The sequence below is a fragment of the Hasllibacter halocynthiae genome, from assembly GCF_003003095.1.
GTDB lineage: Bacteria > Pseudomonadota > Alphaproteobacteria > Rhodobacterales > Rhodobacteraceae > Hasllibacter > Hasllibacter halocynthiae.
In genome coordinates this window covers 801977-827816 of the sequence record NZ_PVTT01000001.1, presented here as the reverse complement: position 1 = coordinate 827816, position 25840 = coordinate 801977, and the positions used below count along the sequence as shown (strand labels likewise).

Below are 25840 nucleotides of genomic sequence, written 5' to 3'. Positions count from 1 at the left end.
CACCCTCCGCGCGCGGCATCCCATCGTCACGACCCCCGCCGCGCGCAGCCAGCGCCGGAGATGGCCATGACGACCCTGAGGCTCCACGACAGCATGACCGGGACGAGGCGCCCTTTCGTCCCCATCGACCCGTCGGACGTGCGCCTCTACGTCTGCGGGCCCACGGTCTACGACCGCGCGCATCTCGGGAATGCCCGCACGGCCGTCGCGTTCGACGTGTTGTTCCGCCTCCTCAGGCACCTCTACGGTGAAGATCATGTACGCTACGTCCGGAACGTCACGGACGTGGACGACAAGATCAACGCCCGCGCCGCCGAGACCGGGCGCCCCATCCGCGAGATAACGGACGAGACGCTCGACTGGTACCACGAGGACATGGCGGCCCTGGGCAACCTCCCCCCTACGGACGAGCCGCGCGCGACGGACCACGTTCCCGGGATGATCGCCATGATCGAGGACCTCGTCGCGAGGGGCCATGCCTACGCGGCGGAGGGTCACGTCCTCTTCGCGGTCCGCACCGACCCGAGCTACGGCGTGCTGTCGAAGCGATCGGTCGACGACATGATCGCCGGCGCCCGGGTCGAGGTCGCGCCCTACAAGCGCGATCCGATGGACTTCGTCCTCTGGAAGCCCTCGGACGACGCCACGCCGGGCTGGGACTCGCCCTGGGGTCGCGGCCGCCCGGGTTGGCACATCGAATGCTCGGCCATGTCGGCGGAGCTGCTAGGGCCGCATTTCGACATTCACGGCGGCGGCTCGGACCTCAAGTTCCCCCACCACGAGAACGAGATCGCCCAGAGCACCTGCGCCCACCCGGACGAGGGGTTCGCGAACTACTGGCTCCACTCCGAGATGCTGCGGGTCGAGGGGCAGAAGATGTCCAAGTCCCTGGGCAACTTCTTCACGGTGCGGGATTTGCTGGAGACGGGCAGGCATGGTGGGGTTCCGGTGGACGGACCGACCATACGAACGGCATTCCTCATGACTCGCTACCGGGAGCCGCTCGATTTCTCGGTTGTGCGACTGCACGAAGCGTCGAAGATGATTGGGGACTTCACCGGCACCCTTGGCAGCATTCGTGAACAGGAAGGTGGACTAGATCGGACGGTATCGCCGCTTCCCGAGATCGTCGAAGCCCTACGGAATGACTTGGATACCGCAAGTGCACTTCAGCTTCTCCGACGTCGTGCTTTGGCCGTTCGATACACAGCCACCGAGCTTATTGAGAGCGGACAGGCCATCGCCGCGTCATTCTCCCTACTGGGGCTCAACCTTTGGGATCATCCTAAGACACTGGCGTCTGCGCACGATTCGCAGCAACTGCGAGCGACAATCGAGAATGCATTCGAGGTAGTCCCACTGGTTGAGAAGCTGCTCGAGAAACGCAGCGAAGCGAAGGGGACCCGCGACTTCGCCAGCGCCGACGCGATTCGCGACGGTCTTGTCGCGGCGGGGATCGAGGTGCGCGACGGCCCTGGCGGAACCGAATGGTCCCCCGGCCCCAGCGTGGACCGCGCCGCGCTGAAGGCGTTGCTGTGACCACCCGCCTCTCCCTCTACGATACCACCCTGCGGGACGGGCAGCAGACGCAGGGCGTCCAGTTCTCGCCCCATGAGAAGGCGCGGATCGCGCGGGCGCTCGATGCGCTGGGGGTGGACTACGTGGAAGGCGGCTGGCCCGGTACGAACCCCACCGACGACGCCTTCTTCGAGGCGCCGCCGACCTTGCGCGCGACCCTGAGCGCCTTCGGGATGACCAAGCGCGCCGGGCGCTCGGCCGCGAACGACGACGTGCTCGCGGCCGTGCTGAACGCCGGCACCCCGGCGGTCTGCCTCGTCGGCAAGACCTCCCCCGCGCATGTCGAGCAGGCGCTGGGCATCGCCCCGGATGAGAACCTGGAGAGCATCCGCGAGTCGATCGCCCATCTCGTCGCCGAAGGGCGCGAGGCGATCTTCGACGCCGAGCACTTCTTCGACGGCCTCGCCCTCGACCAGGGCTATGCGCTGGAATGCCTTCGCGCCGCCCATGAGGCCGGGGCGCGCTGGATCGTGCTGTGCGACACGAACGGCGGCACCATGCCCGCCGACGCCGCGAAAGGCGTCGAGGCCGTGCTGCGGGCCGGGATCCCGGGGGGCGCGACGGGCATCCACGCCCACGACGACACCGGCCAGGCGGTCGCCGTCTCGCTCGCCGCGGTGGACGCAGGCGCGCGCCAGATCCAGGGCACGCTCAACGGCCTGGGCGAGCGGACGGGCAACGCCGACCTCACCACCCTGATCGCCACCCTCGAGCTGAAGGCGCCATGGCGGGACCGCTTCGCCACGGGCGTCACCGACGAGGCGCTGGCGGGCCTGACCCGCACCAGCCGCATGCTGGACGACATCCTGAACCGCGTGCCCCGGCGGCAGGCGCCCTATGTCGGCGCGGCCGCCTTCGCCCACAAGGCCGGGCTGCACGCCAGCGCCGTCGGCAAGGCCCCCGCCCTCTACGAGCACGTCCCCCCGAAGGCCGTAGGCAACGAACGGGTCGTGCCGATGTCCAATCAGGCAGGCCGGTCGAACCTCCGCCAGCGCCTCGCCGCCGCTGGGATCGATGCGGCCCCGGACGATCCCGCGCTCGCCCGCATCCTCGACCGGATCAAGTCGCGCGAGGCGGAGGGCTATTCCTACGACACCGCCCAAGCGTCGTTCGAGCTGCTCGCCCGGGCCGAGCTGGGCCGTCTGCCACCCTTCTTCGAGGTCGAGCGCTACCGCGTCACCGTCGAGCGGCGGCGCGACAGGCGGAGCCGCATGGTCAGCCTTTCGGAGGCGGTCGTCGTGGTGAAGGTCGGCGGCGAGAAGATGCTGTCGGTCTCGGAGAGCATCGGGCCTGACGGGCGCGATAAGGGCCCGGTCAACGCGCTTTGGCGGGCGCTGGCCAAGGACCTCGGGCCGTTCCAGGAGGTCGTCAACGACATGCGCCTCGTGGACTACCGGGTCCGGATCACAGGCAAGGGCACGGACGCGGTCACCCGCGTCGTCATCGACAGCGAGGACGGGGCGGGCGCGCGCTGGTCCACCGTGGGCGTCGGCGCGAACATCGTGGATGCGTCTTTCGAGGCGCTGCTCGACGCGGTGCGCTGGAAGATGGTGCGCGATCTCTCCGCCGCCGAAGCAGCCGAATGAGCTGGCAGGCCTGCGCCGCGCTGGTCGAGCGGGGCGATCCCGACCGGTTCCGCGCCGCCATGGCCGCCGCGGTTCCGGCGCGCGCGATCCTGTTCCCCCTCTATGCCTTCAACGTCGAGGTCTCGCGCGCGCCCTGGCTGACGAAGGAGCCGCTGATCGCCGAGATGCGCCTTCAGTGGTGGATCGACGCCCTGGAGGAGATCGCGGGGCTTGGCGAGGTCCGTCGCCACGAGGTGACGACCCCGTTGGCTGCCGTGCTGGACGCGGAAGGCGCGCGCCTCCTGACCGCGGCGGTCGAGGCGCGGCGGTGGGACGTGCACGAGAAGGGCATGGACGACGGGGAGGCGCTGGACGCGCATCTGGACGCGACGGCCGGGAACCTCCTTTGGGTCGCGGCGCGCGCCCTCGGGGCGGGCGAGGGCGAGGGGGCGATCCGGGGCGCGGCCCATGCCCAGGGCCTCGCCGCCTGGCTTCGGGCCGTCCCCGCGTTGGAGGCGGCAGGCAAGCGGCCGCTGCCGGACGGGCGCCCGGATGCCGTAGCGGCGCTGGCCCGGCGGGGGCTGGACCGCCTGGCCGGGGCGCGCCGCGCGGGCTGGCCGAAGGCCGCCGCACCGGCGATGCTCGCCGCTTGGCGGGCCCGCCCAGTGCTGCGGCGCGCGGCGCGCGATCCCTACGCCGTGATCGAGGATCGGCTCGCCCCCGGCGGCGACCCCGTCGCCCTCGCGAAGGCCGCCCTGACCGGCCGCCTCTAGCCGGCCCGCCGGCCCTGCCGTCCGCGCACGGCCAGCCAGATCAGCGCGCCCCCCGCAAGGGCGAGGAAAGGGGCCATGGCCACGTTCACGGCCGTCCAGCCCTGCACCGCGCTGCCGCCCGAGCAGTTCATCAGTCCGCCCGAGGCCAGCGAGGCGACCGTCACCATGCCGAAGACCAGCGCGTCGTTCATGCCTTGCACGCGCCCCCGCTCGCTCGGGGCGTGGCCCTGGGCGAGCATCGTGGTCGCGCCGATGAAGCCGAAGTTCCAGCCCAGACCCAGCAGGAATAGCGCCCCGAAGAAGTTCGGCAGCGCCGTCCCGGCCAGCGCCACCGCGCCTGCCGCCGCGAGGATGACGAGGCCCGCCGCCATGATCCGCTCGACCCCGAAGCGCACGATCAGGTGGCCGGTGAAGAAGGACGGGGCGAACATCGCGATGACGTGCAGCGACACGACGTCCGAGGCATGGGCCACGAACCGCGTTCGCAGGTCGTCCTCCGGCAGGGCGGCGAGGTCGAGGCCGGGCAGGAGGGTGCCCTGGAACCCGCAGCCCACCACCGCCAGCGGCGTCGACGTCATCACGAGGTTCATCAGCGCGTAGGACACCATGGCCACCACGATCGCCACCGCGATCCGCGGGGTCCGCAGCAGGTCCAGCCGCGAGCGGGCGGGCGCGTCCGTGGGTCTCGGCGCCTCCGGCCGGGGGATGTCGAGGAGGAAGAAGAAGAGCGTGCCGACGAGGTTGATCCCCATCGCCGCTACGTAGGTACCGAGATATTGAACCGGCGGCAGCCCGAGCGAGGCCGCGACCGCCCCGTCCGCCGTCACCTTCACGAGCTGCGGCCCGATCAACGCCGAGATCAGCCCGCCTGCCATCACGTAGGATATGGCCTTGGGCTTGAACCCGTCGGATGCCGTGTCCGTCGCCGCGAACCGGTAGAAGCCCTGCGCGGACATGTAGATGCCCGTCATGTACGAGCCGAGGAGAAAGACCCAGAAGCTCTGGGTCATGAGGCCGTAGGCCGCGACGGCGCTGCCCAGCAGGCCCGACATGGACCCCGTGACGAAGCCGAACACCCGGCCCCTGGCCTGCATCAGCGCGCTCATCCACGGGGCGGAGGTCATCGAGCCGAACACGATCAGCGAGATCGGCAGGGTGGCGAGGCATGCGATCGGCGACAGCCACTGCCCGGCGAGCCCGCCGATCACGAAGATCATCGTGATCTGCGAGCCGAGGAACGCCTGCGCCGCCACCAGCACCGCCACGTTGCGCCACGCCCTCCGGTCGCCGCCCGCGCCCGTGGCCGCGGGGAGCTGGGCCGGTCCGCCGGGGCCGGCTTGCGCGGCGGGTCTGTCGGGCAGGGCGTCCTTCATGGCTCCGACCTATCCCCGCCGGCCGGGCTTGGCGAGGAAGGCGTGACGGCACGGTCCGGGTCGACGGGCGCGCGGGGCCGGGGCAGGGTGGGCGGATGCGCCTGATCCTGACCGAAGCGGACGTCGCCGAAGGCTGCGCCGCCCTCGCCGTCCGTTGCCCCCGAATGGCCCACGCACATGCCCTCGCCGGGGTGCCCCCGGTGCGCGAGCGGCGGGACGGCTTCGCCGGGCTGCTCAAGGCGATCGTCTCTCAGCAGGTCTCCGTCGCCGCGGCGGACGCGATCTGGAGCCGGCTCGAAGCGGCCGGCCTGCACGAGCCGGGCGCGATACTCGCCGCGACGGACGAGGCGCTGCGCGCGCCGGGGCTCTCGCGCAACAAGGCGCGCTACGCCCGCGCCCTGGCCGAAGCCCGGATCGACTGGGGCGGCCTGCGCGGGGCGCCGACGGAGGAGGTGATCGAGGTGCTGACGGCCGTTCCGGGCGTCGGGGTCTGGACTGCGGAGGTCTACGCGCTCTTCGCTCTGGGACACGCGGACGTGTTCGCGCCCGGCGACCTGGCGCTGCAGGAAGGCGCGCGAATGCTCTACGGCCTGGACGAGCGACCGAAGGAAAGGGCGCTGCGCGCGATGGCCGAGGACTGGGCGCCCTGGCGGGCCGTTGCCGCGCGGCTGCTCTGGGCCTACTACGCCCACCAAAAGGGCCGGGAGGGCGTGACCGCATGACCTTGGACTATGCCCGGCGGGGTCCGAAGGGGGCCTCGCGCCTCGTCGTCTTCCTTCACGGCTACGGTGCGAACGGCGCCGATCTTCTGGGGCTGGCCGACGTGCTGATACCGCACATGCCCGACACGGCCTTCGTCGCCCCCGACGCGCCGGAGGCGAGCCCGAACCCCGGCGGCTTCCAATGGTTCCCGATTCCCTGGATCGACGGCTCGTCGGAGGAGGAGGCCCGCGAAGGGCTGGATCGGTCGGCGGCCGACCTCGACGCCTTCCTCGACCACGTCCTCGCCGAGGAGGACCTGAGCGAGGGCGAGGCGGTCCTCTTCGGCTTCTCGCAGGGCACGATGATGGCGCTCCACGTCGCGCCTCGGCGCGAGGACGCGTTCGCGGGGCTGGTCTGCTTCTCGGGCCGCCTCCTCGAGCCGGAGGAGCTGGCCGGGGCGGCGATCTCGAAGCCGCCCGTTCTGCTCGTGCACGGCGACAGGGACGACGTGGTCCCGCCCGCCTCGATGCCGGAGGCCGCAGAGGCGCTGGGGGAGGCGGGGTTCGAGGTGTTCGGACACGTCATGAAGGGCACCGCGCATGGCATCGCACCGGACGGGCTGGAGGTCGCGCTGGCGTTCATGCGCCGCTCGCTCGCCCTGGAGGAGGCGGTGGCCCCGGAGGACGACTGAGGCCCCGCAGCGAAAACCTGCCGCGTCAGGGACTTGCCATGTCGCTAAATAGCTAGTGTCGCCAACGGGTTCGTGCGCACTACCCTGGGAGGGGTCCAGGACAGGAGCGATCCCATGACGACCCGCAGAACCCTTCTGACCGCCGCGGCCGCCCTGCCGCTGGCCGCACCGGCCATCCTGCGCGCGACCGGCGCCCGCGCCCAGGGCGATGACGCCCCCGCGACCGGCCCCCTGGCCCATCGGACGCGGCCCTTCGCCATCGGCGGCTTGACGGTGACGCCCCTCCTGTCGGGCGCAGCGGTCCGCGACGATCCCCATTCGATCTTCGGCCTGAACGTGGACGACGCCACCTTCGAGGAGGTCTCCGCCGAGGCGCGCATACCCGCGGACGCCGCGCAGTTCTTCTTCACGCCGACTCTCGTGGAGGACGGCACGAACGTGATCCTCTTCGATACCGGCCTCGACCCCACGGGCATGACCGCCGCGCTGGAGGCAGCGGGGCGCGCGCCGGGCGACGTGACCCACGTGGCGATCACGCACATGCACCCCGACCATATCGGCGGCCTCTCACAGGACGGCACGCCGACGTTCGAGAACGCCGAGCACCTCGCCGGAGCGACGGAGATGGCCGCCTGGGAGGAGGACCCCTCGGACGCGTTCACGGCGAAGGTCCTGCCGATCCGCGACCGCTTCACCCTGATCGAGCCGGGCGCCGCGGTCGGGCCGGCCGAGGCGGTCGAGGCGTTCGGCCACACGCCGGGGCACATGGCCTTCCGCGTCGCGGACGGGGACGCCGCCATGCTGCTGATCGCGGACACGGCCAACCACCCGATCTGGTCGCTGGAGCACCCGGACTGGGAGGTGCTGTTCGACATGGACAAGGCGGCCGCGGCGGCCACGCGAAGAGAGTTGCTGGGGATGGCCGCGGCCGACGGCACGCCGATCCTCGGCTACCACATGCCGTTCCCGGCCGTGGGCTACGTCGAGGAGGCGGGCGACGGGTTCCGGTGGATCCCGCATTCCTACCAGCTCTTCCTCTGAGGCGGGGGCCGTCCGGCAGCGGCGTTCTTTGACCTTGCCCGTCCCCGGCCGCAATATATGGTCTGGCCATCGCGGCGGGGCCCCCCACCTAGCGGTCCCGCCCGGAGGAGGGCGCGGATGCCGGACGGCGAATTCAGGACGACCTTCGTGCGCGAGCCTTCGTCGCTGCGCCACAACCCGGCTTTGGTGCTGAACGCGGACTATCGTCCCCTCAGCTACTACCCCCTGTCGCTCTGGCCGTGGCAAGAGGCGGTGAAGGCCGCCTTCCTCGACCGGGTGGACGTCCTGGCGACCTACGAGGACGTCGTCCGATCCCCCTCGACGGAGATCCGCATCCCGTCGGTCGTGGTTCTGCGGGACTACGTCAGGCCCGTGCGGCAAGTGGCGTTCACGCGCTTCAACCTGTTCCTGCGCGACGAATTCCGTTGTCAGTACTGCGGCGGCCGGGGGGATCTGACCTTCGACCATGTGGTGCCGCGGGCGCGCGGCGGCGTGACGTCGTGGGAGAACGTCGTCGCGGCCTGCGGGCGGTGCAATCTCAAGAAGGGCTCGCGCTCGGTGAGGGACGTGGGGTTCGCGCTGCGAAAGCCCCCCCGCCAGCCCGGCGCGGAGGAGCTGCGCAACCTCGGGCGGAAGTTCCCGCCGAACCACCTGCACGAGAGCTGGCTCGACTTCCTCTACTGGGACGCCGAGCTGGAGGCCTGACCCCTCAGCCGTCCTTCAGGGGATCGTGCCCCCAGTTCATCAGGCTGTAGCGCCAGTCGGAATGCTCCATGTCCTCGTCCGGGCCGCCCTGGGCGAGGTGGCGCTTCACGTATCCCACGACCTTACCCATGTGGTCCCAGTCGTCATCGGAGAGATCGTCCTTCTTTGTGTGCTTGATCTCTACGATGCGCTGGGCAGACTTGCGGCCCTTGGATTCCCCGTCGCCGGAATCGACGCCCACCTCCTTGGACGCGTCGGTCTCGAGGAAGTCCTCGATCTCCTTCGGGGCCATGTTCACAAGCTCGCCCCATTCGCTCCAGATCTCGTCCCGGGACTTCGACATGCCGGTCCTCCGCTATCTTGCGAAGGACCAAGGGCCAACCGGCGCCCCCGGTTCCGGCCACGCGGCACCTCACTCCTCGACGATGACCTCGGGCGCGCCGTCGGCGTCCGTGTCGATGCCGGCGGCATCGTCCTCGTCGCAGGCCGCGAGCGCGAGCGGTGCTGAAAGGGCGATCGCGGCCAGCAGGCGGGTGATGTTGATGTCGGTCATTTTGTTCTCCCCCTCACGGGTTTCCGTCCGAGGAGAAGTTAGAACGAACGGCCCGCCCGCGTCCTAGGCCGAGCAGCTCGCCCCTCCGAGGACGCAGAACTTCGCGCAATGCGGATGGTTCAGCGCGACCGGGCGCTCGGCCTCTTCCAGCGTAACCCCCAGTTCGAACTGGCGATCGTAGGGCAGGAGGGTGCAGGCGAGGACCGCCGGTCGTTCGGCGCCTTTTCGCTTCACGACCATCCGCGAGGAGGAGCACATCACCTCGCGCGGCGACTTGCCCAGGATCGACCAGCACCGGGTGGTAATCTCGGGCACCTCGGCGCGCTCGTCCATCTCGGGGAAGAGGACGGTGCGGCCCGGGTCGAGGGCGTCGATCGCCCAGCCGCGCGCCTCGAAGAGGGCGGCATAGCCCGCGCGTGCCTCGGCCTCGGATTCGGCCATCTCGATCCGGCCGGCGACGGCGAGGCGGGCGCCGATGGACTGGAGCCAATCGACGCCCTCGACCGTCCGCGCATGCGCGCCCGCGCCCCGCTCGCGGTCGTGGACCTCGGCCGCATGATGGTCGAGCGAGACCCGGAAGGTCAGGCGGCCCTCGTGCTCGGCCACCAGCGCCTCGATCCCGGCCTGCACCTTCGGACGCATCATCGGCCGCATCGCGTTGGTGAGGATCAGCACCTTGTAGCCCGCCTCGAGGGGCCTGCGCGCCATCTCGATCATCTGGGGGTTCATGAACGGCTCGCCCCCGGTGAACGCGATCTCGCGCACGGACCAGCGGCGGTCCCGAAGCTGGGCGAGGTAGTCCGACACCTCGTCCGCCGTCAGGTAGACCAGCGCGTCGTTCGAGGGGCTCGATTCGATGTAGCAGTTCGCGCAGGTGATGTTGCAGAGCGTTCCGGTGTTGAACCAGAGCGTCTGCGGGTCGCGCAGCGCGACGGTCGCGCGGTCCTCGCCACTCGCGGTGACGGCGGGATCCTCGAACTTTCCGAACGTCGAGCCGTCCATAGATGAAACCCCCATGCGGTCTGGCGCGTCTTGTGGGGGGATGCACGGGATGCGCGCAACCCCCGGCAGGACAACCCGGCGTGAGGCCCCGCGAGGCGGAGCGCTGGACGGGACCGGAGGGCGCCGCTACCCCGCCCGGGAGCGCAAACATCGGGGGGGAACGGACCCTATGGCCAGCCGCACCATTCCGGTCGATCCTTTCGACCTCGTGATCTTCGGGGGCACCGGCGACCTCGCCCGGCGCAAGGTGATCCCTTCGATCTACCGCCGCTTCCTCGCCGGGCAGGTTCCGGACGGCGCCAGGCTGATCGGCGCGGCCCGGTCCGACCTCGACGACGACGGGTTCCGGGACATGATCCGCGAGGCGATGGACGAGTTCGAGCCGGACACCGACCGCTCGCGCCTGGACGAGTTCCTGGCCCTCACCTGCTACATCCCGGTCGACGCGCGCGGCGACATGGGCTGGGAGACGCTGAAGAAGGTCGTGCGCGGCGACGTCATCAGCGCCTTCTACTTCAGCGTCGGCCCCTCGCTGTTCGGGGACCTCGCCGAGCATCTGCACGCCCACGAAATCATCGACGGCACCTCGCGCGTGATCGTCGAGAAGCCTTTCGGCCACGACCTCGAAAGCGCGAAGGCGCTGAACGCCCAGCTGCGCGCCTATTTCGAGGAACGGCAGATCTACCGGATCGACCACTACCTTGGGAAGGAGACGGTCCAGAACCTGATGGCCGTGCGTTTCGCCAACGTCCTCTTCGAGCCGCTCTGGAACAGCAACTACGTCGACCACATCCAGATCACCGTGGCCGAGACGATCGGCGTCGAAGGGCGGGGCGGCTACTACGACGCGTCCGGCGCGATGCGGGACATGATCCAGAACCACCTGATGCAGCTCGTCTGCCTCATCGCGATGGAGCCGCCGAACCGTTTCGAGGCCGACCCCGTCCGGGACGAGAAGCTGAAGGTGATCCACGCCCTGACCCAGCCCGAGCCGCATCAGGTCGTGCGCGGCCAGTACGAGGCGGGCAACGGCCACGCGAGCTACCGCGAGGACGTGGAGGACGACCGATCGCGCACGGAGAGCTACGTCGCGCTGCGCACGACGATCGACAACTGGCGATGGGCGGGCACGCCGATCTACATGCGGACGGGCAAGCGCCTGTCGGCCAAGGCCAGCGAGATCGCCGTCTACTTCAAGGCCCCGCCCCATGCCGTCTTCGAAGACGAGGGCGCGCGCCGCCAGAACGTCCTCACGATCCGGCTGCAGCCGAACGAGGGGATCACCCTCGACGTCACGATCAAGGAGCCCGGGCCCGGCGGCATGCGGCTGGCGGACGTGCCGCTGGACATGACCTTCGCCGAGGCGCTGGAGGAGGGCACGGAGGTCCCCGAGGCCTACGAGCGCCTGATCATGGACGTCATGCGGGGCAACCAGACCCTCTTCATGCGCGGCGACGAGGTCGAGGCCGCCTGGGCCTGGGCCGACCCCATCATCGCGAGCTGGACGGCGCGCGGCGACATGCCGAAGCCCTACGAGCCGGGCACGGCCGGTCCGTCGGACGCCGACACCCTCCTGCGGCGCGACGGCCGCCACTGGCGGTCCATAGGTGACATCCGCAAGGATGCGGGCCGCGCGGAGGCCGAGCTGAAGGCGATGCAGGAGGCGGCGGAATGAGGCTGAAGGAGTATCCCGACGCCGAGATGATGATGCTGGAGGTCGCTGACCGCATCGCCAGCGACTTGAACACCTGCCTCATGTCGCACGACCGGGCGAGCCTCTCGGTCTCGGGCGGCACCTCGCCGGGGCCGGTCTTCGACAGCCTCTCCGCGGCCGATCTCGACTGGTCGCGCGTCCACGTCTTCCCCAACGACGAGCGGTGCGTGCCGCCCGGGCACGAGCGGTCGAACGCCCGCCTCATCCGCGAGCGGCTGCTGACGGGGCGCGCCGCGGCGGCACGCTTCCTGCCGATGTACGAAGAGGGCCAGACCCCAGAGGAGGCCGCCGCCGCCGCGTCCGCGCGGTTGGAAGGCGAGCTGCCGGTCTCGGTCTTGCTCCTCGGGATGGGGGACGACATGCACACGGCGTCCCTATTCCCCGACTCGCCGCAGCTTCGCGCGGCGCTCGCCCCGGACGCGCCCGTGGCCATGGCGGTGGAGAGCCCCTCCCAACCCGAGGCGCGCATCACGCTGGCCGCCCATGTCCTGCGAGGGGCGATGACGACGCACGTCCTGGTCAAGGGCCGGGCCAAGCGCGACGCGATCGAGCGGGCCCGGCGCCTCCCCCCGCAGGAGGCGCCGATCACGTCGGTCTGGGACGACGCGACCGTTCACTGGGCGGAGGGCTAGACGATGGAGACGCTGGACGAGCTGCGCGCGCGCGCCGAGGGCGCCCCCTCCATCCTCGAGCTGATGGACGACGCGCGGGTGCGGGCTTTCTCGGCCGAGGTGGACGGCCTCTTCTTCGACTGGTCCAAGACGAAGGTCGACGAGGGCAGCCGCGCGCTGCTCCTGCGGCTTCTCGACGAGAGGGGGGTGGCGGCGCGGCGCGACGCGATGTTCGCGGGCGAGAAGATCAACGAAACCGAAGGTCGGGCCGTGCTTCATACGGCCTTGCGCGCCGGGCCGGACGCGGTCGTCGAGGTGGACGGCGTCGACGTGATGCCTGGGGTGCGCGAGACGCTCGAACGGATGCGGGCCTTCGCCGCCGACGCGCGGAAGCGGTTCGACGACGTGGTGAACATCGGGATCGGGGGCAGCGACCTCGGTCCCGCGATGGGGGTGCTGGCGCTGGCGCCCTACCATGACGGGCCGCGCTGCAACTTCGTGTCGAACGTCGACGGGGCCGACATCGCCGACGCGCTGGAGGGGCTGGATCCCGAACGCACGTTGGTGATCGTCGCGTCCAAGACCTTCACCACCACCGAGACGATGACCAACGCCGCCACCGCGCGCGACCGCCTGCCGGGCGCCACCTTCGCCGCGCTGTCCAGCGATCTCGAGAGAACCGAGGCGTTCGGGATCCCGGCGGATCGCGTCTTCGGCTTCGAGGACTGGGTCGGGGGGCGATACAGCATGTGGGGGCCGATCGGCCTGTCCCTGATGATCGCCATCGGCCCCGAGCGGTTCGACGAGTTCCTCGCGGGCGGGCGCGCGATGGACGGGCATTTCCGCGACGCCCCTTGGGCCCGGAACCTTCCCGCGCTCCTCGCGCTCTCGGGCCTCTGGCACAACCAGGTGCTGGGCTGCGCCACCCGCGCCGTCCTGCCCTACGAGAACCGGCTGGCGCGCCTGCCGGCCTATCTCCAACAGCTCGAGATGGAGTCGAACGGAAAGCGCGTGTCCATGGACGGGGCCGAGCTGTCCGAGCATTCCGGGCCCGTCGTCTGGGGCGAGCCCGGAACCAACGGCCAGCACGCCTTCTACCAGCTCATCCACCAGGGCACCCGCGTCATTCCCTGCGAGTTCATGGTGGCCCGCGAGGGGCACGAGCCGGGGCTGGAGCATCACCACCGCCTTCTGATCGCCAATTGCCTCGCCCAGTCGGAGGCGCTGATGCGCGGCCGCACCCATGCAGAGGCGAAGGTCCTTCTGGGGGAGAAGTTCGAGGGGGCGGAGCTGGACCGGCAGGCGGCGCACAGGGTCTTCCCGGGCGACCGGCCTTCGACCACGCTGGTCTATCCGAAGCTGACGCCCTTCGTCCTGGGTCAGATCGTGGCCCTCTACGAGCACCGGGTATTCGTGGAGGGGACCGTGCTGGGCATCAACTCCTTCGACCAATGGGGCGTGGAACTGGGCAAGGAGCTGGCCAGGTCGCTGGAGCCGATCCTCGCCGGCGAGGAGAGCGCGGACGGCAAGGACGCCTCCACCCGCGCGCTGGTCGAGCGGCTGGCGTAGGCCGGGCTTCAGCCCGTCGCACCGCCCAGCGCGGCGCGCTGCTCCTCGTTCAGCCGCTCGGGGCGGCCGCCGCGCACCATCACCACCGTCGCCGTCCCGCCCGCCATCTCGGCTTCGCCCCGGAAGCACGCGTATTCCATCGTGAAGCTGGTATTGCCGAGCTTTCCACAGCGGGTCGTCACCACGTAATCGTCGTGCAGCTTCATCTCGGCCTTGTAGGTCGCATCCAGCGCCACGACGACGAACTGGGGGTCTTCCGGGCGGAAGGCGGTCAGGCCGCAATGCATCAGGTGACGCGCGCGCAGCGCCTCGTACCAGGACAGGTAGGCGACGTTGTTCACGTGCCCTAGGGGGTCCAGCTCGGCGAAGCGGACGCTGTCTGCCCAGCCTAGGGCCCAGCCGTCCAGACCGCGCGTGGAAAGATCGCCGGATGCCAGAATCATGGAGCGGGTGAAGGGAATCGAACCCTCGTCTTAAGCTTGGGAAGCTCCTGCTCTACCATTGAGCTACACCCGCGTTCCGAGCCTCGCAGATACGGGCCGCCCCCGGGGGCGTCAAGCACGCCGCCGCCGCCGGCGGCCCCCGGACTGCGCGTTGAACGACCCCTCCGGCAGGGGAACGACGGCGCGCAGGTTCGGGAAGGGCGCGGTGGCGTGGGGCAGGGCGTTGGCGGCGACGAAATGCTCCTGGAAGCGCGGCTCGGTCGCGGTCTCGATCTTGCGGATGTCCGACACCAGCGCCTCGACGCGGGCGCGCATTCCCCTGTTCAGCAGCGCCATCCGCGCACCCGTCCCGGCGGCGTTGCCTGCGCCGCGCACCGCGTCGAGCGGCGCGTCGGGGATCATGCCCAAGACCATCGCGTGCCTCGGCGAGATGTGCGCGCCGAACGCGCCCGCCAGCACCACCCGGTCCACCACGTCGGTCCCCATCTCGTCCATCAAAAGCCGCGCCCCGGCGTAGAGCGCGGACTTGGCCAGCTGGATCGCCCGCACGTCGCCCTGCGTGACCCGGATGCCATCCCGCAGCACGTAGGCGAAGGTGCGCCCGTCCGGCACGCAGCGCTCCGACCCCGTCGCCTCGGCCGAACCGATCAGGCCGGAGGCGTCGACGATCCCCGCCATCCGCATCTCGGCGATCGCCTCGATGATGCCCGAGCCGCAGATGCCGGTGACGGGGGCGTCGAAGCCCGGCTCGTCCGACCAGCGCGCGTCGCCGACGACGCGGAACCGCGGCTCCTTCGTGTCGGGGTCGATCTCTACCCGTTCGATGGCGCCGGGGGCGGCACGCTGGCCGGCGCTGATCTGCGCCCCTTCGAAGGCCGGTCCCGTTGGGGACGAGCAGGCGAGGGTCATGCGTTCGTTGCCCAGGATGATCTCGGCGTTCGTGCCCACGTCCACGACCAGCGTCGTCTCGCGCCGCGCGCCCGGATCCTCGGCCAGGGCGACGGCGGCGGCGTCCGCGCCCACGTGCCCCGCGATGCAGGGCAGGAGGTACGCGCGCGCCGCCGGGGCGAGGGCCAGCCCGATCTCACGCGTCTCCAGCTCCAGGGCGCCCTGGACGGCGAGGGCGAAGGGCGCCTGCCCCAACTCCACCGGGTCGAGCCCCAGAAGGAGGTGGTGCATCACGGGGTTGCAGACGAGCGCCGCCTCGAACACGTCCTCGGGCGCCGCGCCGGCGCCTTCGCAGACCTCGCGGGCAAGGGCGTTCAGCGCCTCGCGCACGGCTTCGGTCATCCGGTCCGCGCCGCCGGGGTTCATCATGGCGTAGGACACCCGGCTCATCAGGTCCTCGCCGAAGCGGATCTGCGGGTTCATCACCCCGCCCGAGCCGAGGACCGCGCCCGTGGAGAGGTCGCACAGATGCGCCGCGATGGTGGTCGAGCCGAGGTCCACCGCCAGCCCGAGAGGCGGTGCCTCGCGCAGGCCGGGAAAGACGCCCACGAGGATCGGAGCGCCCCGCCGCGGCGTGTGGACGGCGCAGGTCACCTGCCAGCCGCCCCGACGCAGCGCGGGCTGCAGCGCGGCGAGGACGGGCAGGGGTGCGACGATCCCCTCGATTCCCCACTGGTCCCGCAGCGCGTCCCTCAACCGTTCGAAATCGCCGGACGGGTCCTCCATGTCGGGCTCGCGCACAGCGGCGAGATGCAGGCGCGTCGCAGGGTCGAGGGCGATGGCCACGTCGCCCGCTTCCTTGCGGATCACCTGACGGTGAACCTGGCTCTCCGGGGGCACGTCCAGCACGGCATCGGCCATGACCGTCGCCTGGCACCCCAGCCGCCGGCCGGGCCTCAGCCCGCGGACGCGGTCGTAGCGCTCCTCGACCGCGTTGGGGCCGCTCAGGGCGCCCGTCCCCATCTCGATCCCGTGCTTGGGATGGGGCCCCGGCACCGGAACGACCTGGCATTTCGAGCATATGCCGTTGCCCCCGCACACGCTGTCGAGGTCGACGCCCAGCCGCCGGGCGGCGTCCAGCACCGTGGTGCCCGGCGCCACGCGCCCGCGCTTACCCGACGGGGTGAAGACGACGAGCGGATCGGTCACGAGGCCCTGCGCCGCCCGCCCCGGCGGCCCCCGCGCCCGCCGCCGGCCGCTGCCGCGGCGGCCGCCTCGGGGAATGGCACGCCATCGGCGCGGTGCTTCTCGAGCGTGCGGGAGAGGCCGATCCACGCGCCCCCGTTGTCGTCGTGGTTCATCAAGAGGTTCGCGGCGGCCACGGCCTCCATCTCCACGGGGCGGATGGGGTTCATGATGGCGCTGGTCATGCCCGCGCCGATGGCCATGGGCAGGAAGGCGGCGTTGACCCCGTGCCGGTTGGGCAGCCCGAAGGACACGTTCGAGGCGCCGCAGGTCGTGTTCACCCCCAGCTCGTCCCGCAGCCGGCGGACGAGGGTGAAGACCTGCCGCCCGGCGGTCGCCATCGCGCCGATCGGCATGACGAGCGGATCGACCACGATGTCATGCGCCGGCACGCCGTGATCGGCGGCCCGCTCGACGATCTTCCTGGCGACGGCGAAGCGCACGTCCGGATCCTCGGAGATGCCGCTCTCGTCGTTGGAGATTGCGACCACGGGCAGCTTGTGCTTGGCACAGAGGGGCAGGATCGCCTCCAGCTTCTCCTCCTCGCCGGTCGTCGAGTTGACCAGGGGCCGCCCCTCGACGACCTCCAGCGCGGCCTCGATGGCCCCGGTGACCGAGCTGTCGATGCAGATCGGCACGTCCACCGCCGCCTGCACGCGGCTCACCAGCTCGCGCATGAGGGGGGGCTCGACGAAGTTGTTGTCGGCGTAGCGCGGATCCTCGGCCATCTTGTTCTTGAAGACCGCGCCCGAGTTCACGTCGAGGACCATCGCCCCGCAGGCCACCTGGTCGCGGGCGTCCCTCTCGACCGTCTCGAAGTTCCCGGCCTCCAGCTCGGCGTTCAGCTTCGACCGGCCCGTGGGATTGATCCGCTCGCCGATGACGCAGAACGGCTCGTCGAAGCCGATGACGACCGTCTTGGTCTTCGATTCCAGTACCGTGCGGGTCATTCCTCAACCTTCTTCTGTCCGGCCCAGGCGGCCGAGGGTTCGATGCCCCCGAGGGGGAAGAGGTGGACCTTCTCGATGCCCAGCGCCGGCTCGTCCGCCTGAATGCGGGCGAGGTCGGCGACGAGGTCCGTTGGCTCGAACGGCACGAGCAGCTTCGTCAGGTCCGTCGCGCGCTTCTGCAGCACGCGCAGGGAAGGGCCGACGCCGCAGGCGATGGCGAACTTGATCAGCGTCTGCAACTTGGCCGGTCCGGCCACGCCGATATGGATCGGCAGCGTGATCCCGGCCGCCCGCAAGGTGCGGGCCCAGTCGCGCACGGGCCCGGCCTCGAAGACGAACTGGGTGACGATGGCCATCCGCGCGTCGGTCCGGCGCGCGAAGTCCTGCTTCCAGCGCAACGCGTCCGAGACGTTCGCATGGCCGCCGTCCGGGTCGATGTCGCGGTTGCCCTCGGGGTGGCCGGCGACGTGGACGTCCGTGAACCCGTACTCGTCGAAGAGGCCCGTCTCCAGAAGTTGCATGGAGGAGTGGAACTCGCCGTAGGGCTCGCTGACGCCGCCCGCCAGCACCAGCGCCTGCCTGACGTCGGCCTCGCCCCGGTACATGGCGATCCACTCGCGCAGGACGGCGCGGTTCTCGACGATGCGGGCGGGGAAGTGCGGCATGACCGGGAAGCCGTCCGCGTTCAGGCGGCGCGCGGTCGCCACCATGTCGGAGATCGGCGTGCCGTGGAGATGGGCGAGGTAGACGCGGGTGCCGGCCGGCAGGATCGCGCCGAAGTCGCCGACCCTGGCGGCCGTGCGGGGCATCACCTCGATGGAGAAGCCGTCGAGGAACGCCGCTACCGCATCCGCGGAACCGGCGGGCGCCTCGGGCCGGCCGCGCCTCAGGCCGAGCATCATCGCCGCCCCTCGTTCAGGGCGAGGGCCTTCAGGCGGGCATCGTGGTACTCGGCGTCGAGGGCGGCGAGACGGGCCGCGACCGCCTCCTCGGGGTCGCCGGGCGGGGCGGGCTCCGGCACGCGCCGCCACTCGGCGGTGTAGGCGTCGCCGTCCTTGGCGCCGGCGCGCATCGCGGCGCGATCGATGGCCTTCTCGAACCGTTCGGGCAGCACGGCGCGGACGGCGCCGCGGCCCCGGCCCGACATCACCTGCGCGGGTATGTCCCGCCAGTACACCACCGTCAGCTCGGCCATGTCGCCTCTCCGCCGTAGATTTCCCGACCCGGATACATCCGCGCCCATGTTCGGCCCGCCCGGAATCCGACGCGCCGTCCAGCATCCGCGACCGATGGAGTGATGCCCCGTCGGGCGCACGCTGCAAAGGCCGTCCGGGGCTCGATCGGCTCAAGCTGGGCATGAGCGGTACGCGATACGGTCCTTGTCGGATTCGGCGATTCGTCCTACATTCGTTCCAACTTGAAAAGGAGGGCGCGGCGATGGCGCCCAGGCGCACGCAGGGCGCGGGCGCGTTTCCCCAAGCGGTCGAGACCACCGCGCCTCACATTCCCGATCCGACGTCGCTCTACGCGGCGCTGGACCTCGGGACGAACAGCTGCCGGATGCTGGTCGCGCAGCCAAAGGGCGCGCAGTTCCATGTCGTGGACAGCTTCTCGAAGTCCGTCCAGCTGGGGCAGGGGCTGGAGGCGCACGGCCGTCTCGCGGCCCATGCGATGCGGCGGACGATCCAGGCGCTGAAGGTCTGCCGCTCCAAGCTGGACCGGCACGGGGTGCGGCGCGCCCGCCTCGTCGCGACGGAGGCCTGCCGGCGCGCGACCAACGGCGAGGCGTTCCTGAACGCCGTCCGCCGCGAGACCGGCCTGTCGCTCGAGCTGATCCCCCCCGAGGAGGAGGCGCGCCTCGCCGTCATCTCCTGCGCGCCCCTCGTCTCCGTCCGGACCGAGCAGCTCCTCGTCGTGGACATCGGCGGCGGCTCGACCGAACTGGTGTGGATCGACCTGACCAACGTTCCGAAGGCCGAGCGGCCGCGCGCCATCATGCGGATGCGAGGCGGCTTCACCTCCGATCCCGGGCCCTTCGCCGCGGCGCGGGTGGTGGACTGGATCTCGATACCCCTCGGCGTGGCGACCCTGCGCGACCAGTTCGACGACGTCGAGGACGACGGCGCGCGCTTCGCCCTCATGTCCTGGTACTTCGAGGAGCAGCTCGCCGATTTCGCCCCCTACGGCGCCGAGCAGGCGCGCGCGGGGTTCCAGATCATCGGCACCTCGGGCACGGTGACGACCGTGGCGGCGTCCCACCTGGGGCTCAGGCGCTACGACCGCTCGAAGGTGGATGGGCTTCGGATGACCTCGGACCAGATCGACAAGGTGGTGAACGAGTACCTGCGCCTGGGGCCGGCGGGCCGGCGCGCGGATCCGCGGATCGGGCGCGACCGCCATGCCCTCATCATGTCGGGCGCGGCGATCCTGCAGGCGCTCCTGCGGTCCTGGCCCACGGATCGCCTCTCCGTTGCGGACCGCGGCCTGCGCGAGGGGCTTCTCTACGCGCAGATGTCGGCGGACGGCGTGCTCGAGGACAGCGCAGCCTGATGGCGCGGTCCGGCTCGACGAGCGGGCGCGGCCAGCGCGACCTGCGCCAGAAGGTCCGCACGGCGCGGGGGCGCAAGCTCTCCTCGACCCTCTGGCTCGAGCGGCAGCTGAACGATCCCTACGTCAAGCGCGCCCGGGCCGAGGGGATGCGCGGCCGCGCGGCCTACAAGATCATGGAGCTGGACGACCGCTTCGGCTTCCTCCGCCCCGGCGCGCGGGTGGTGGACCTCGGCTCCGCGCCCGGCGGCTGGCTCCAGGTCGCGGTGCCCCGCATCAACGCGCTCGGCGAGCGGCCGGGCCCGGCAGGCCGCATCGTCGGCGTCGACCTGCAGGAGGTCGAGGAGGTTCCGGGTGCGGAGGTCCACCGGCTCGACTTCATGTCGGACGGCGCGGACGAGAAGGTGAAGGCCTGGCTCGGCGGGCCGGCCGACGTGGTGATGTCGGACATGGCCGCCAGCGCGTCGGGCCACAGGGCGACCGACCACCTGCGCATCGTCGCCCTTTGCGACGCCGCCGCCGAGCTTGCCTTCGACGTGCTGGAGGAGGGGGGCACCTTCGTCGCCAAGGTCCTCCAGGGCGGTGCGGAGCAGGGCCTCCAAGCCCGTCTGAAGAAGGCGTTCCGCACCGTCGCGAACGTGAAGCCCCCCGCCAGTCGCTCCGACAGCTCCGAGAAGTTCGTGGTGGCCCAGGGCTTCCGAGGCGCCCCCGCCTGACCGTCCGCCCCCCGGTGCCGGTCCCACCGGGATCGGACGTTGCAATGGCGCGCAGCGGATGCGCCCCGCAGGGCGGAACTCGTTTCCCCGCCCCCCCCGTTGCGCGCCGGGCGTTGCGCCGCGCGCAGCCCTCACGCCTCGTTAACCTCTGGCCGCTAGAACCTCTCCTGCATGCAACGGACGGCCGACGACCGGCTCGCGCCCACCACGCCGCATCGAACGGCAGGGCGTCCGAGCCCCGGGGGACGGACAGCGGGGGGAGACCCCCGACGAAGCGAGACAGGCCGGTCAGGCCGATAGGCCGATCGACACTCCGATCGCCCATCGCACGGGCCGATCGACATACGGGCGGGACAAGAGGCGACCCACCCGGAACGCATAGGGCAGCGGGAAAGCTGCCAACGCGTCCCCGGCTGGGTCCACCGACCCTGCGCCGGGACGCCGGCGTTCGCGAGGGGGGGGGGCTCTGCCGCGACCGGGTCGGCCGAGGCGCCGGACCGCAGCCGCACAGGGTCGCCGCGGCCCCCCACTCCCTTCCCGAACGGGCACGGAGCGCCGTTCGGGACCTTCCCCGGCGGGCCCCGGCGGGCGGGGGGCTTCTGGCTTCTGGGCGCAACGGCGGTGGATTTGTGGCGGAGAGACAGGGATTCGAACCCTGGGACCCCGTGAAGGGTCAACGGTTTTCGAAACCGTCCCGTTCGACCACTCCGGCACCTCTCCGCGGGGGTCGGCGGCGCACCTAGCCCCCTGCGGCGCGGCCTGCAACCCCGGTTGACGGGCCCCCCGCCTGCCCGTAGGTGCCGCCCACCCGCCGGGACCGTCCCGCGCGGGCCATCCATGCATTCGCCCCGGCGGGGGCGCGCAGCCCGAGGCGGGGACACGTCCCCCGAAACGCCCGATCCGGGGGCCAGAGGGCGCGGAACCGAAAAGGAAGAACGCGATGTACGCGGTCATGAAGACCGGCGGCAAGCAGTACCGGGTCAGCCCCGGCGACGTGCTCCGCCTCGAGAAGCTCGCCGCCGACGAAGGCGAGACCGTCCAGTTCAACGACGTGCTGATGGTCGGCGGCGACAGCCCCACGGTCGGCACCCCCTTCGTCGACGGCGCCGCCGTCCAGGCCGAGGTGCTGGGCCAGATCAAGGGCGAGAAGGTCATCAACTTCGTTCGCCGCCGGCGCAAGCACTCGTCCAAGCGCACGAAGGGCCACCGCCAGCACCTGACGGTCGTCCGCGTGACCGAGATCGTGAAATCGGGCGGGCTCTCCACGGGCGTGAAGGTCGCGCTCGGCGCGGCCGCCGTCGCCGCCACGGGCGCGGCCATCGCCGCCGCCGCCGCGCCGGGGCGGACGAGGAAGGCCGCGGGCCGTGTCGAGACCCGCGCCGAGGAGGCCGTGGGCGCCGTCCGCGCCGCCGTCGGGGACGGCGAGCGTCCCGCCAACCTGCTGGACGCCGCGCCCCAGGGCGGGGCCGACGACCTCAAGCGCATCTCGGGCGTCGGCCCGAAGCTGGAGGAGAAGCTGAACGACGTGGGCGTCTACACCTTCGCCCAGATCGCCGCCTGGTCGCCGGAGGAGGTGGCCTACATGGACGACCGCCTTTCGTTCAAGGGCCGGATCGAGCGTGACGGCTGGATCGACCAGGCCAAGCAGTACGACGCCGAGAAGGAGTAACAGGACATGGCACACAAGAAGGCAGGCGGATCCAGCCGCAACGGCCGCGACAGCGCCGGCCGCCGTCTCGGGGTGAAGAAGTACGGCGGCGAGGCCGTGATCCCCGGCAACATCATCATCCGCCAGCGCGGCACCAAGTGGTGGCCGGGCGAGGGGGTCGGCATGGGCCGCGACCATACGATCTTCGCCGTGGCCGAGGGTCAGGTGACCTTCCACAAGGGGCTGAAGAACCGCACCTTCGTCTCGGTCCTGCCGACGGCCGTCGCCGCCGAGTAATCCCGCGCGGGCAATCGTTTCCGACACGAAGGGGCGGCCCGCCGGGGCCGCCCCTTCCTCGTTCCGCCGGAGGGTCCGATGCCCCCGCACCTCCTGACCGCCCGACTGACCCTGGCGCCCCTCGCGCCGGAGATGGCCGAGGACATCGCCGCGGGCGCCGACGACCGGGAGGTCGTGCGCTGGCTGACCCGCCTGCCGTTCCCTTATGGCCAGGGCGATGCCCTGCGCTTCGTCGAGACCTGCCGCGAGGGCCCCGCCTGGGCCATCCGGCATCGCCATGCGGTGATCGGCATGGTCGCCGCCGATGACGGCCTGGGCTACTGGCTGCGCCGGGACGCCTGGGGCAGGGGCCTCGCCCGAGAGGCCGCGCGCCGGGTCGTGGACTTCCACTTCTCCGAAGGCGGCGGCGACCTCGCCTCCTCCTTCATGGACGGCAACGCCGCCTCGGCCCGCATCCTCCGGGGGCTGGGCTTCGAGGATGACGGCCCGAAGGTCCTTCGCTCCCTCGCGGCGGGCGAGCGGCCGGGCCGCGCGATGCTGCTGACCCGCGCAGCGTGGGAGGCGCGGACCGGCCTGCCCATCCGAACCGAGCGCCTGACCCTCGACCTCATGCGCGACGCCGATGCCGAGGCGCTGCACGCCATGGTCACGATCCCGGAGGTCGGACGGAACCTCATGGTCTTCCCGCCCTGGTGGACCGTCGCCGCCGCCCGGACCTTCATCCCCCTCTGCGGCGACCTGTCCGGCCCGCGCTACCGCCTCGCCGTCCGGCGGGACGGGCGCCTGATCGGCTCTGTCGGCTTCGGCGCGCCTGCCGGCGGGGCGGTCGGCCTGGCCTACTGGCTGCACCCGGACGCCGCCGGGCAAGGCTTCGCCACCGAGACCGCGCGCGCCGCGATCCTGGACTTCCTCCGCCGCTTCCCGGACCGGGATGCCCTCGTCGCGGGCGTCTTTCAGGACAACCCCGCCTCCGCCCGCGTCCTCAAGAAGCTCGGCTTCCGCCGCACGGGCGAGAGCGTCCGCCAGGGCGACGCACGAATGGACCCCGCGCCGCTTTGGGACTACCGGCTGGAGCGGGCAGCGCTGGAAGGCAGATCATGAAGTTCCTCGACCTCGCCAAGGTCTACATACGATCTGGAACCGGCGGTGCCGGGGCCGCTTCCTTCCGGCGCGAGAAGTTCATCGAGTACGGCGGCCCCGACGGCGGCGACGGGGGCCGTGGCGGCGACGTGCTGGTCGAAGCGGTCGAGGGGCTGAACACCCTCATCGACTTCCGCTACCAGCAGCACTTCTTCGCCAAGAACGGTCGCCCCGGCGCGGGGCAGGGCAAGACGGGCGCGTCTGGCGACGACATCGTCCTGCGCGTCCCCGTCGGCACGGAGGTGCTGGACGAGGACGAGGAGACCGTGCTCGCCGACCTGACGGAGGTGGGCCAGCGGGTCGTGATCGCGCAGGGCGGCAACGGCGGCTTCGGCAACCTGCGGTTCAAGTCCTCGACCAACCGCGCCCCGCGCCGCGCCAACCCCGGCCAGCCGGGGGTCGAGCGGACGCTCTGGCTGCGCCTCAAGCTGATCGCGGACGCGGGCCTTCTCGGGCTGCCCAACGCGGGCAAGTCGACCTTCCTTTCGGTCGTCTCGAACGCCCGGCCGAAGATCGCGGACTATCCGTTCACCACGCTGCACCCGAACCTCGGCGTCGCCGGCGTCGACGGGCGCGAGTTCGTGATCGCCGACATCCCCGGCCTGATCGAGGGCGCCTCGGAAGGGCGCGGGATCGGCGACCGTTTCCTCGGCCATGTCGAGCGGTGCGAGGTCCTTCTCCACCTAGTCGACGGCACCTCCGAGGATGTCGCCGCCGACTGGCGCACCGTGATCGCCGAGCTGGAGGCCTATGGCGGCGCCTTGGCCGAGAAGCCCCGCGTGACCGTGCTGAACAAGGCCGATGCCCTCGACGAGGACACGCTGGCCGGGCGCCACGCCGCGCTGGAGGCGGTGGCCGGCAAGGTCATGGTGATGTCCGGCGTCGCGCGGACCGGCGTGGACGAGGTGCTGCGCGCCCTTCTGGAACGGATCGACGCGGGCCGCGAAGCCCCCGCATCGGGGGAACCGTGGCGGCCCTAGATCCCCTCCACGGCAAGCGCCGCGTGGTGCTGAAGGTCGGCTCGTCCCTCCTCGTCGGGGCGGGGCTGAAGGCGGCATGGCTAGCCTCCCTGGCCGCGGACATCGCGGCGCTCCGCTCCGATGGGGTCGAGGTGGTCGTCGTCTCCTCCGGGTCCATCGCGCTGGGCCGGGGCGCACTTCGCATGGCCCCCGGGGCCCTGCCGCTGGAGCTTTCGCAGGCCGCCGCCGCCGTCGGCTCCATCGCGCTGGCGCAGGCATGGCGCGACGCCCTGCTAGCGCACGGGATCGAGACGGCCCAGATCCTCCTGACGCTGGAGGACAGCGAGGACCGGCGCCGCTACCTCAACCTGCGGTCTACCCTGAACGCGCTGCTCGACCTCGGCGCCGTGCCCATCGTCAACGAGAACGACACCGTCGCCACGGACGAGATCCGCTACGGCGACAACGACCGCCTCGCCGCGCAGGTCGCCGTCGCGGCCGGGGCGGAGGCATGCGTCCTCCTGTCGGACGTGGACGGCCTCTACACCGCGAATCCTTCGCAGGATCCGGCTGCGGTCCGCCTGGACGAGGTGCGCGAGATCACGCCCGCCATCGAGGCCATGGCCGGGGACGCCGGATCGGGCCTCTCCAAGGGGGGGATGCGGACGAAGGTGCTGGCCGCGCGCACGGCCGTGAGGGGCGGCTGCGACCTCATCGTGACGGACGGGCGGATCGCCAATCCCGTCGCCGCGCTGCGGTCCGGCGGTCCCCGGACGGTGTTCGTCGCGGACGACCACCCCGCCTCGGCGCGCCTGCGCTGGATCGCCGCGATGAAGCCCCGGGGCCGGCTGACGATCGACGCGGGCGCGCAGGTCGCGCTCGACGACGGCCGGTCGCTCCTTCCCGCGGGTGTGGTCGCGGTGGAGGGAAGCTTCGGCCGGGGCGACCCGGTCGAGATCACGGGCCCCGCCGGGCCGCTGGCGCGGGGCCTCTCGCGCTACACCGCCGAGGAGGCGGCGCGCATCTCCGGCCTGCGCTCGGACGAGGTGGAGGCGGCGCTCGGCTATCCGGCGCGCGCCGCGCTCGTGCACCGCGATGACATGACCCCCTGGACCCGCTAGAGGACCCCC

At 71.4% G+C, this 25840-nt stretch carries 26 protein-coding genes and 2 tRNA genes; 17 read left to right on the top strand and 11 right to left on the bottom strand.

Annotated elements, in window-relative coordinates:
* Positions 1 to 66: 66 nt before the first annotated feature.
* Genes cysS through BCF33_RS04170 form a run of 3 tightly spaced genes read left to right on the top strand, consistent with a single transcriptional unit; the run spans position 67 to position 3916 of the window.
* Positions 67 to 1539, top strand: coding sequence for a cysteine--tRNA ligase (gene cysS / locus BCF33_RS04180; protein ID WP_106159631.1), 1473 nt, complete (start codon positions 67 to 69; stop codon positions 1537 to 1539).
* Positions 1536 to 3164, top strand: coding sequence for a citramalate synthase (cimA, locus tag BCF33_RS04175; protein ID WP_425432746.1), 1629 nt, complete (start codon positions 1536 to 1538; stop codon positions 3162 to 3164). Before cysS ends, cimA begins: the two co-directional genes overlap by 4 nt.
* Positions 3161 to 3916, top strand: coding sequence for a squalene/phytoene synthase family protein (locus tag BCF33_RS04170; protein WP_106159629.1), 756 nt, complete (start codon positions 3161 to 3163; stop codon positions 3914 to 3916). The genes cimA and BCF33_RS04170 overlap by 4 nt, the downstream gene beginning before the upstream one ends.
* Here the strand turns inward: BCF33_RS04170 and BCF33_RS04165 are convergent.
* A complete protein-coding gene (locus tag BCF33_RS04165; protein ID WP_245883713.1) occupies positions 3913 to 5289 on the bottom strand; it encodes an MFS transporter in 1377 nt (458 codons plus the stop codon). The genes BCF33_RS04170 and BCF33_RS04165 overlap by 4 nt on opposite strands.
* A 95-nt stretch (positions 5290 to 5384) precedes the next feature.
* Between BCF33_RS04165 and BCF33_RS04160 the strand changes: the two genes are divergently transcribed.
* The 4 genes from BCF33_RS04160 (at position 5385) to BCF33_RS04145 (ending at position 8428) form a co-directional block, all read left to right on the top strand.
* Positions 5385 to 6011, top strand: a complete 627-nt coding sequence (locus tag BCF33_RS04160; RefSeq protein ID WP_106159628.1) for a DNA-3-methyladenine glycosylase family protein — start codon at positions 5385 to 5387, stop codon at positions 6009 to 6011.
* Positions 6008 to 6682, top strand: coding sequence for an alpha/beta hydrolase (locus BCF33_RS04155; protein WP_106159627.1), 675 nt, complete (start codon positions 6008 to 6010; stop codon positions 6680 to 6682). The genes BCF33_RS04160 and BCF33_RS04155 overlap by 4 nt, the downstream gene beginning before the upstream one ends.
* 114 nt (positions 6683 to 6796) lie before the next feature.
* Positions 6797 to 7723 carry an MBL fold metallo-hydrolase gene (locus BCF33_RS04150; protein ID WP_106159626.1) on the top strand — a complete coding sequence of 309 codons (927 nt, stop codon included), beginning with the start codon at positions 6797 to 6799 and terminating at the stop codon, positions 7721 to 7723.
* 117 nt (positions 7724 to 7840) lie between these two features.
* A complete protein-coding gene (locus BCF33_RS04145) occupies positions 7841 to 8428 on the top strand; it encodes an HNH endonuclease (RefSeq protein ID WP_106159625.1) in 588 nt (195 codons plus the stop codon).
* Between the two features lie 4 nt (positions 8429 to 8432).
* On the opposite strand, the gene BCF33_RS04140 is transcribed toward BCF33_RS04145, so the two are convergent.
* From BCF33_RS04140 to BCF33_RS04135, 3 genes are all read right to left on the bottom strand, one after another.
* On the bottom strand, positions 8433 to 8771 hold the full coding sequence (locus BCF33_RS04140; RefSeq protein ID WP_106159624.1) for a DUF3140 domain-containing protein: 339 nt from the start codon (positions 8769 to 8771) through the stop codon (positions 8433 to 8435).
* A gap of 69 nt (positions 8772 to 8840) precedes the next feature.
* Positions 8841 to 8981 carry a hypothetical protein gene (locus BCF33_RS13995; RefSeq protein ID WP_158259349.1) on the bottom strand — a complete coding sequence of 47 codons (141 nt, stop codon included), beginning with the start codon at positions 8979 to 8981 and terminating at the stop codon, positions 8841 to 8843.
* A 63-nt stretch (positions 8982 to 9044) separates the two neighbouring features.
* Positions 9045 to 9998: a radical SAM protein gene (locus BCF33_RS04135; RefSeq protein ID WP_245883712.1), complete on the bottom strand. Its 954-nt coding sequence runs from the start codon at positions 9996 to 9998 to the stop codon at positions 9045 to 9047.
* Between the two features lie 154 nt (positions 9999 to 10152).
* Here BCF33_RS04135 and zwf point away from each other — a divergent pair, with 154 nt between their 5' ends.
* The 3 genes from zwf to pgi are packed head-to-tail and all read left to right on the top strand — an operon-like array spanning position 10153 to position 13877.
* Positions 10153 to 11658, top strand: a complete 1506-nt coding sequence (zwf, locus tag BCF33_RS04130; RefSeq protein ID WP_106159622.1) for a glucose-6-phosphate dehydrogenase — start codon at positions 10153 to 10155, stop codon at positions 11656 to 11658.
* A complete protein-coding gene (gene pgl / locus BCF33_RS04125; RefSeq protein ID WP_106159621.1) occupies positions 11655 to 12329 on the top strand; it encodes a 6-phosphogluconolactonase in 675 nt (224 codons plus the stop codon). The genes zwf and pgl overlap by 4 nt, the downstream gene beginning before the upstream one ends.
* A 3-nt stretch (positions 12330 to 12332) precedes the next feature.
* Positions 12333 to 13877, top strand: a complete 1545-nt coding sequence (gene pgi, locus BCF33_RS04120) for a glucose-6-phosphate isomerase (RefSeq protein WP_106159620.1) — start codon at positions 12333 to 12335, stop codon at positions 13875 to 13877.
* Between the two features lie 8 nt (positions 13878 to 13885).
* Here pgi and BCF33_RS04115 read toward each other — a convergent pair whose 3' ends face one another.
* The 6 genes from BCF33_RS04115 to BCF33_RS04090 form a co-directional block, all read right to left on the bottom strand.
* The gene (locus BCF33_RS04115; RefSeq protein WP_106159619.1) at positions 13886 to 14320 is read right to left on the bottom strand and encodes an acyl-CoA thioesterase; all 435 of its coding nucleotides are present in this window, start codon (positions 14318 to 14320) and stop codon (positions 13886 to 13888) included.
* A tRNA-Gly gene (locus BCF33_RS04110) sits at positions 14320 to 14393 on the bottom strand. Before BCF33_RS04110 ends, BCF33_RS04115 begins: the two co-directional genes overlap by 1 nt.
* A 38-nt stretch (positions 14394 to 14431) precedes the next feature.
* Positions 14432 to 16417: an ASKHA domain-containing protein gene (locus BCF33_RS04105; protein ID WP_106159618.1), complete on the bottom strand. Its 1986-nt coding sequence runs from the start codon at positions 16415 to 16417 to the stop codon at positions 14432 to 14434.
* Positions 16414 to 17403, bottom strand: a complete 990-nt coding sequence (locus BCF33_RS04100) for a methyltetrahydrofolate cobalamin methyltransferase (RefSeq protein ID WP_106159617.1) — start codon at positions 17401 to 17403, stop codon at positions 16414 to 16416. Before BCF33_RS04100 ends, BCF33_RS04105 begins: the two co-directional genes overlap by 4 nt.
* Positions 17400 to 18305, bottom strand: a complete 906-nt coding sequence (locus tag BCF33_RS04095) for a methylenetetrahydrofolate reductase (protein WP_106159616.1) — start codon at positions 18303 to 18305, stop codon at positions 17400 to 17402. Before BCF33_RS04095 ends, BCF33_RS04100 begins: the two co-directional genes overlap by 4 nt.
* Positions 18302 to 18598, bottom strand: coding sequence for a virulence factor (locus BCF33_RS04090; protein WP_106159615.1), 297 nt, complete (start codon positions 18596 to 18598; stop codon positions 18302 to 18304). Before BCF33_RS04090 ends, BCF33_RS04095 begins: the two co-directional genes overlap by 4 nt.
* 242 nt (positions 18599 to 18840) lie before the next feature.
* Between BCF33_RS04090 and BCF33_RS04085 the strand changes: the two genes are divergently transcribed.
* Both BCF33_RS04085 and BCF33_RS04080 read left to right on the top strand, forming a co-directional pair.
* The gene (locus tag BCF33_RS04085; protein WP_106159614.1) at positions 18841 to 19953 is read left to right on the top strand and encodes a Ppx/GppA phosphatase family protein; all 1113 of its coding nucleotides are present in this window, start codon (positions 18841 to 18843) and stop codon (positions 19951 to 19953) included.
* A complete protein-coding gene (locus BCF33_RS04080) occupies positions 19953 to 20666 on the top strand; it encodes an RlmE family RNA methyltransferase (protein ID WP_106159613.1) in 714 nt (237 codons plus the stop codon). The genes BCF33_RS04085 and BCF33_RS04080 overlap by 1 nt, the downstream gene beginning before the upstream one ends.
* Positions 20667 to 21296: 630 nt before the next feature.
* On the opposite strand, the gene BCF33_RS04075 is transcribed toward BCF33_RS04080, so the two are convergent.
* Positions 21297 to 21386, bottom strand: a tRNA-Ser gene (locus BCF33_RS04075).
* 220 nt (positions 21387 to 21606) lie between these two features.
* Here BCF33_RS04075 and BCF33_RS04070 point away from each other — a divergent pair.
* From BCF33_RS04070 to proB, 5 genes are all read left to right on the top strand, one after another.
* A complete protein-coding gene (locus BCF33_RS04070) occupies positions 21607 to 22335 on the top strand; it encodes a 50S ribosomal protein L21 (RefSeq protein ID WP_106159612.1) in 729 nt (242 codons plus the stop codon).
* Between the two features lie 6 nt (positions 22336 to 22341).
* The gene (gene rpmA / locus BCF33_RS04065; RefSeq protein ID WP_106159611.1) at positions 22342 to 22611 is read left to right on the top strand and encodes a 50S ribosomal protein L27; all 270 of its coding nucleotides are present in this window, start codon (positions 22342 to 22344) and stop codon (positions 22609 to 22611) included.
* Between the two features lie 78 nt (positions 22612 to 22689).
* Entirely contained in the window at positions 22690 to 23712 is a 1023-nt protein-coding gene (locus BCF33_RS04060; RefSeq protein WP_106159610.1) for a GNAT family N-acetyltransferase, read from the top strand.
* A complete protein-coding gene (gene obgE, locus BCF33_RS04055; protein WP_106159609.1) occupies positions 23709 to 24731 on the top strand; it encodes a GTPase ObgE in 1023 nt (340 codons plus the stop codon). Before BCF33_RS04060 ends, obgE begins: the two co-directional genes overlap by 4 nt.
* Positions 24719 to 25831 carry a glutamate 5-kinase gene (gene proB / locus BCF33_RS04050; protein WP_106159608.1) on the top strand — a complete coding sequence of 371 codons (1113 nt, stop codon included), beginning with the start codon at positions 24719 to 24721 and terminating at the stop codon, positions 25829 to 25831. The genes obgE and proB overlap by 13 nt, the downstream gene beginning before the upstream one ends.
* Positions 25832 to 25840: the final 9 nt, after the last annotated feature.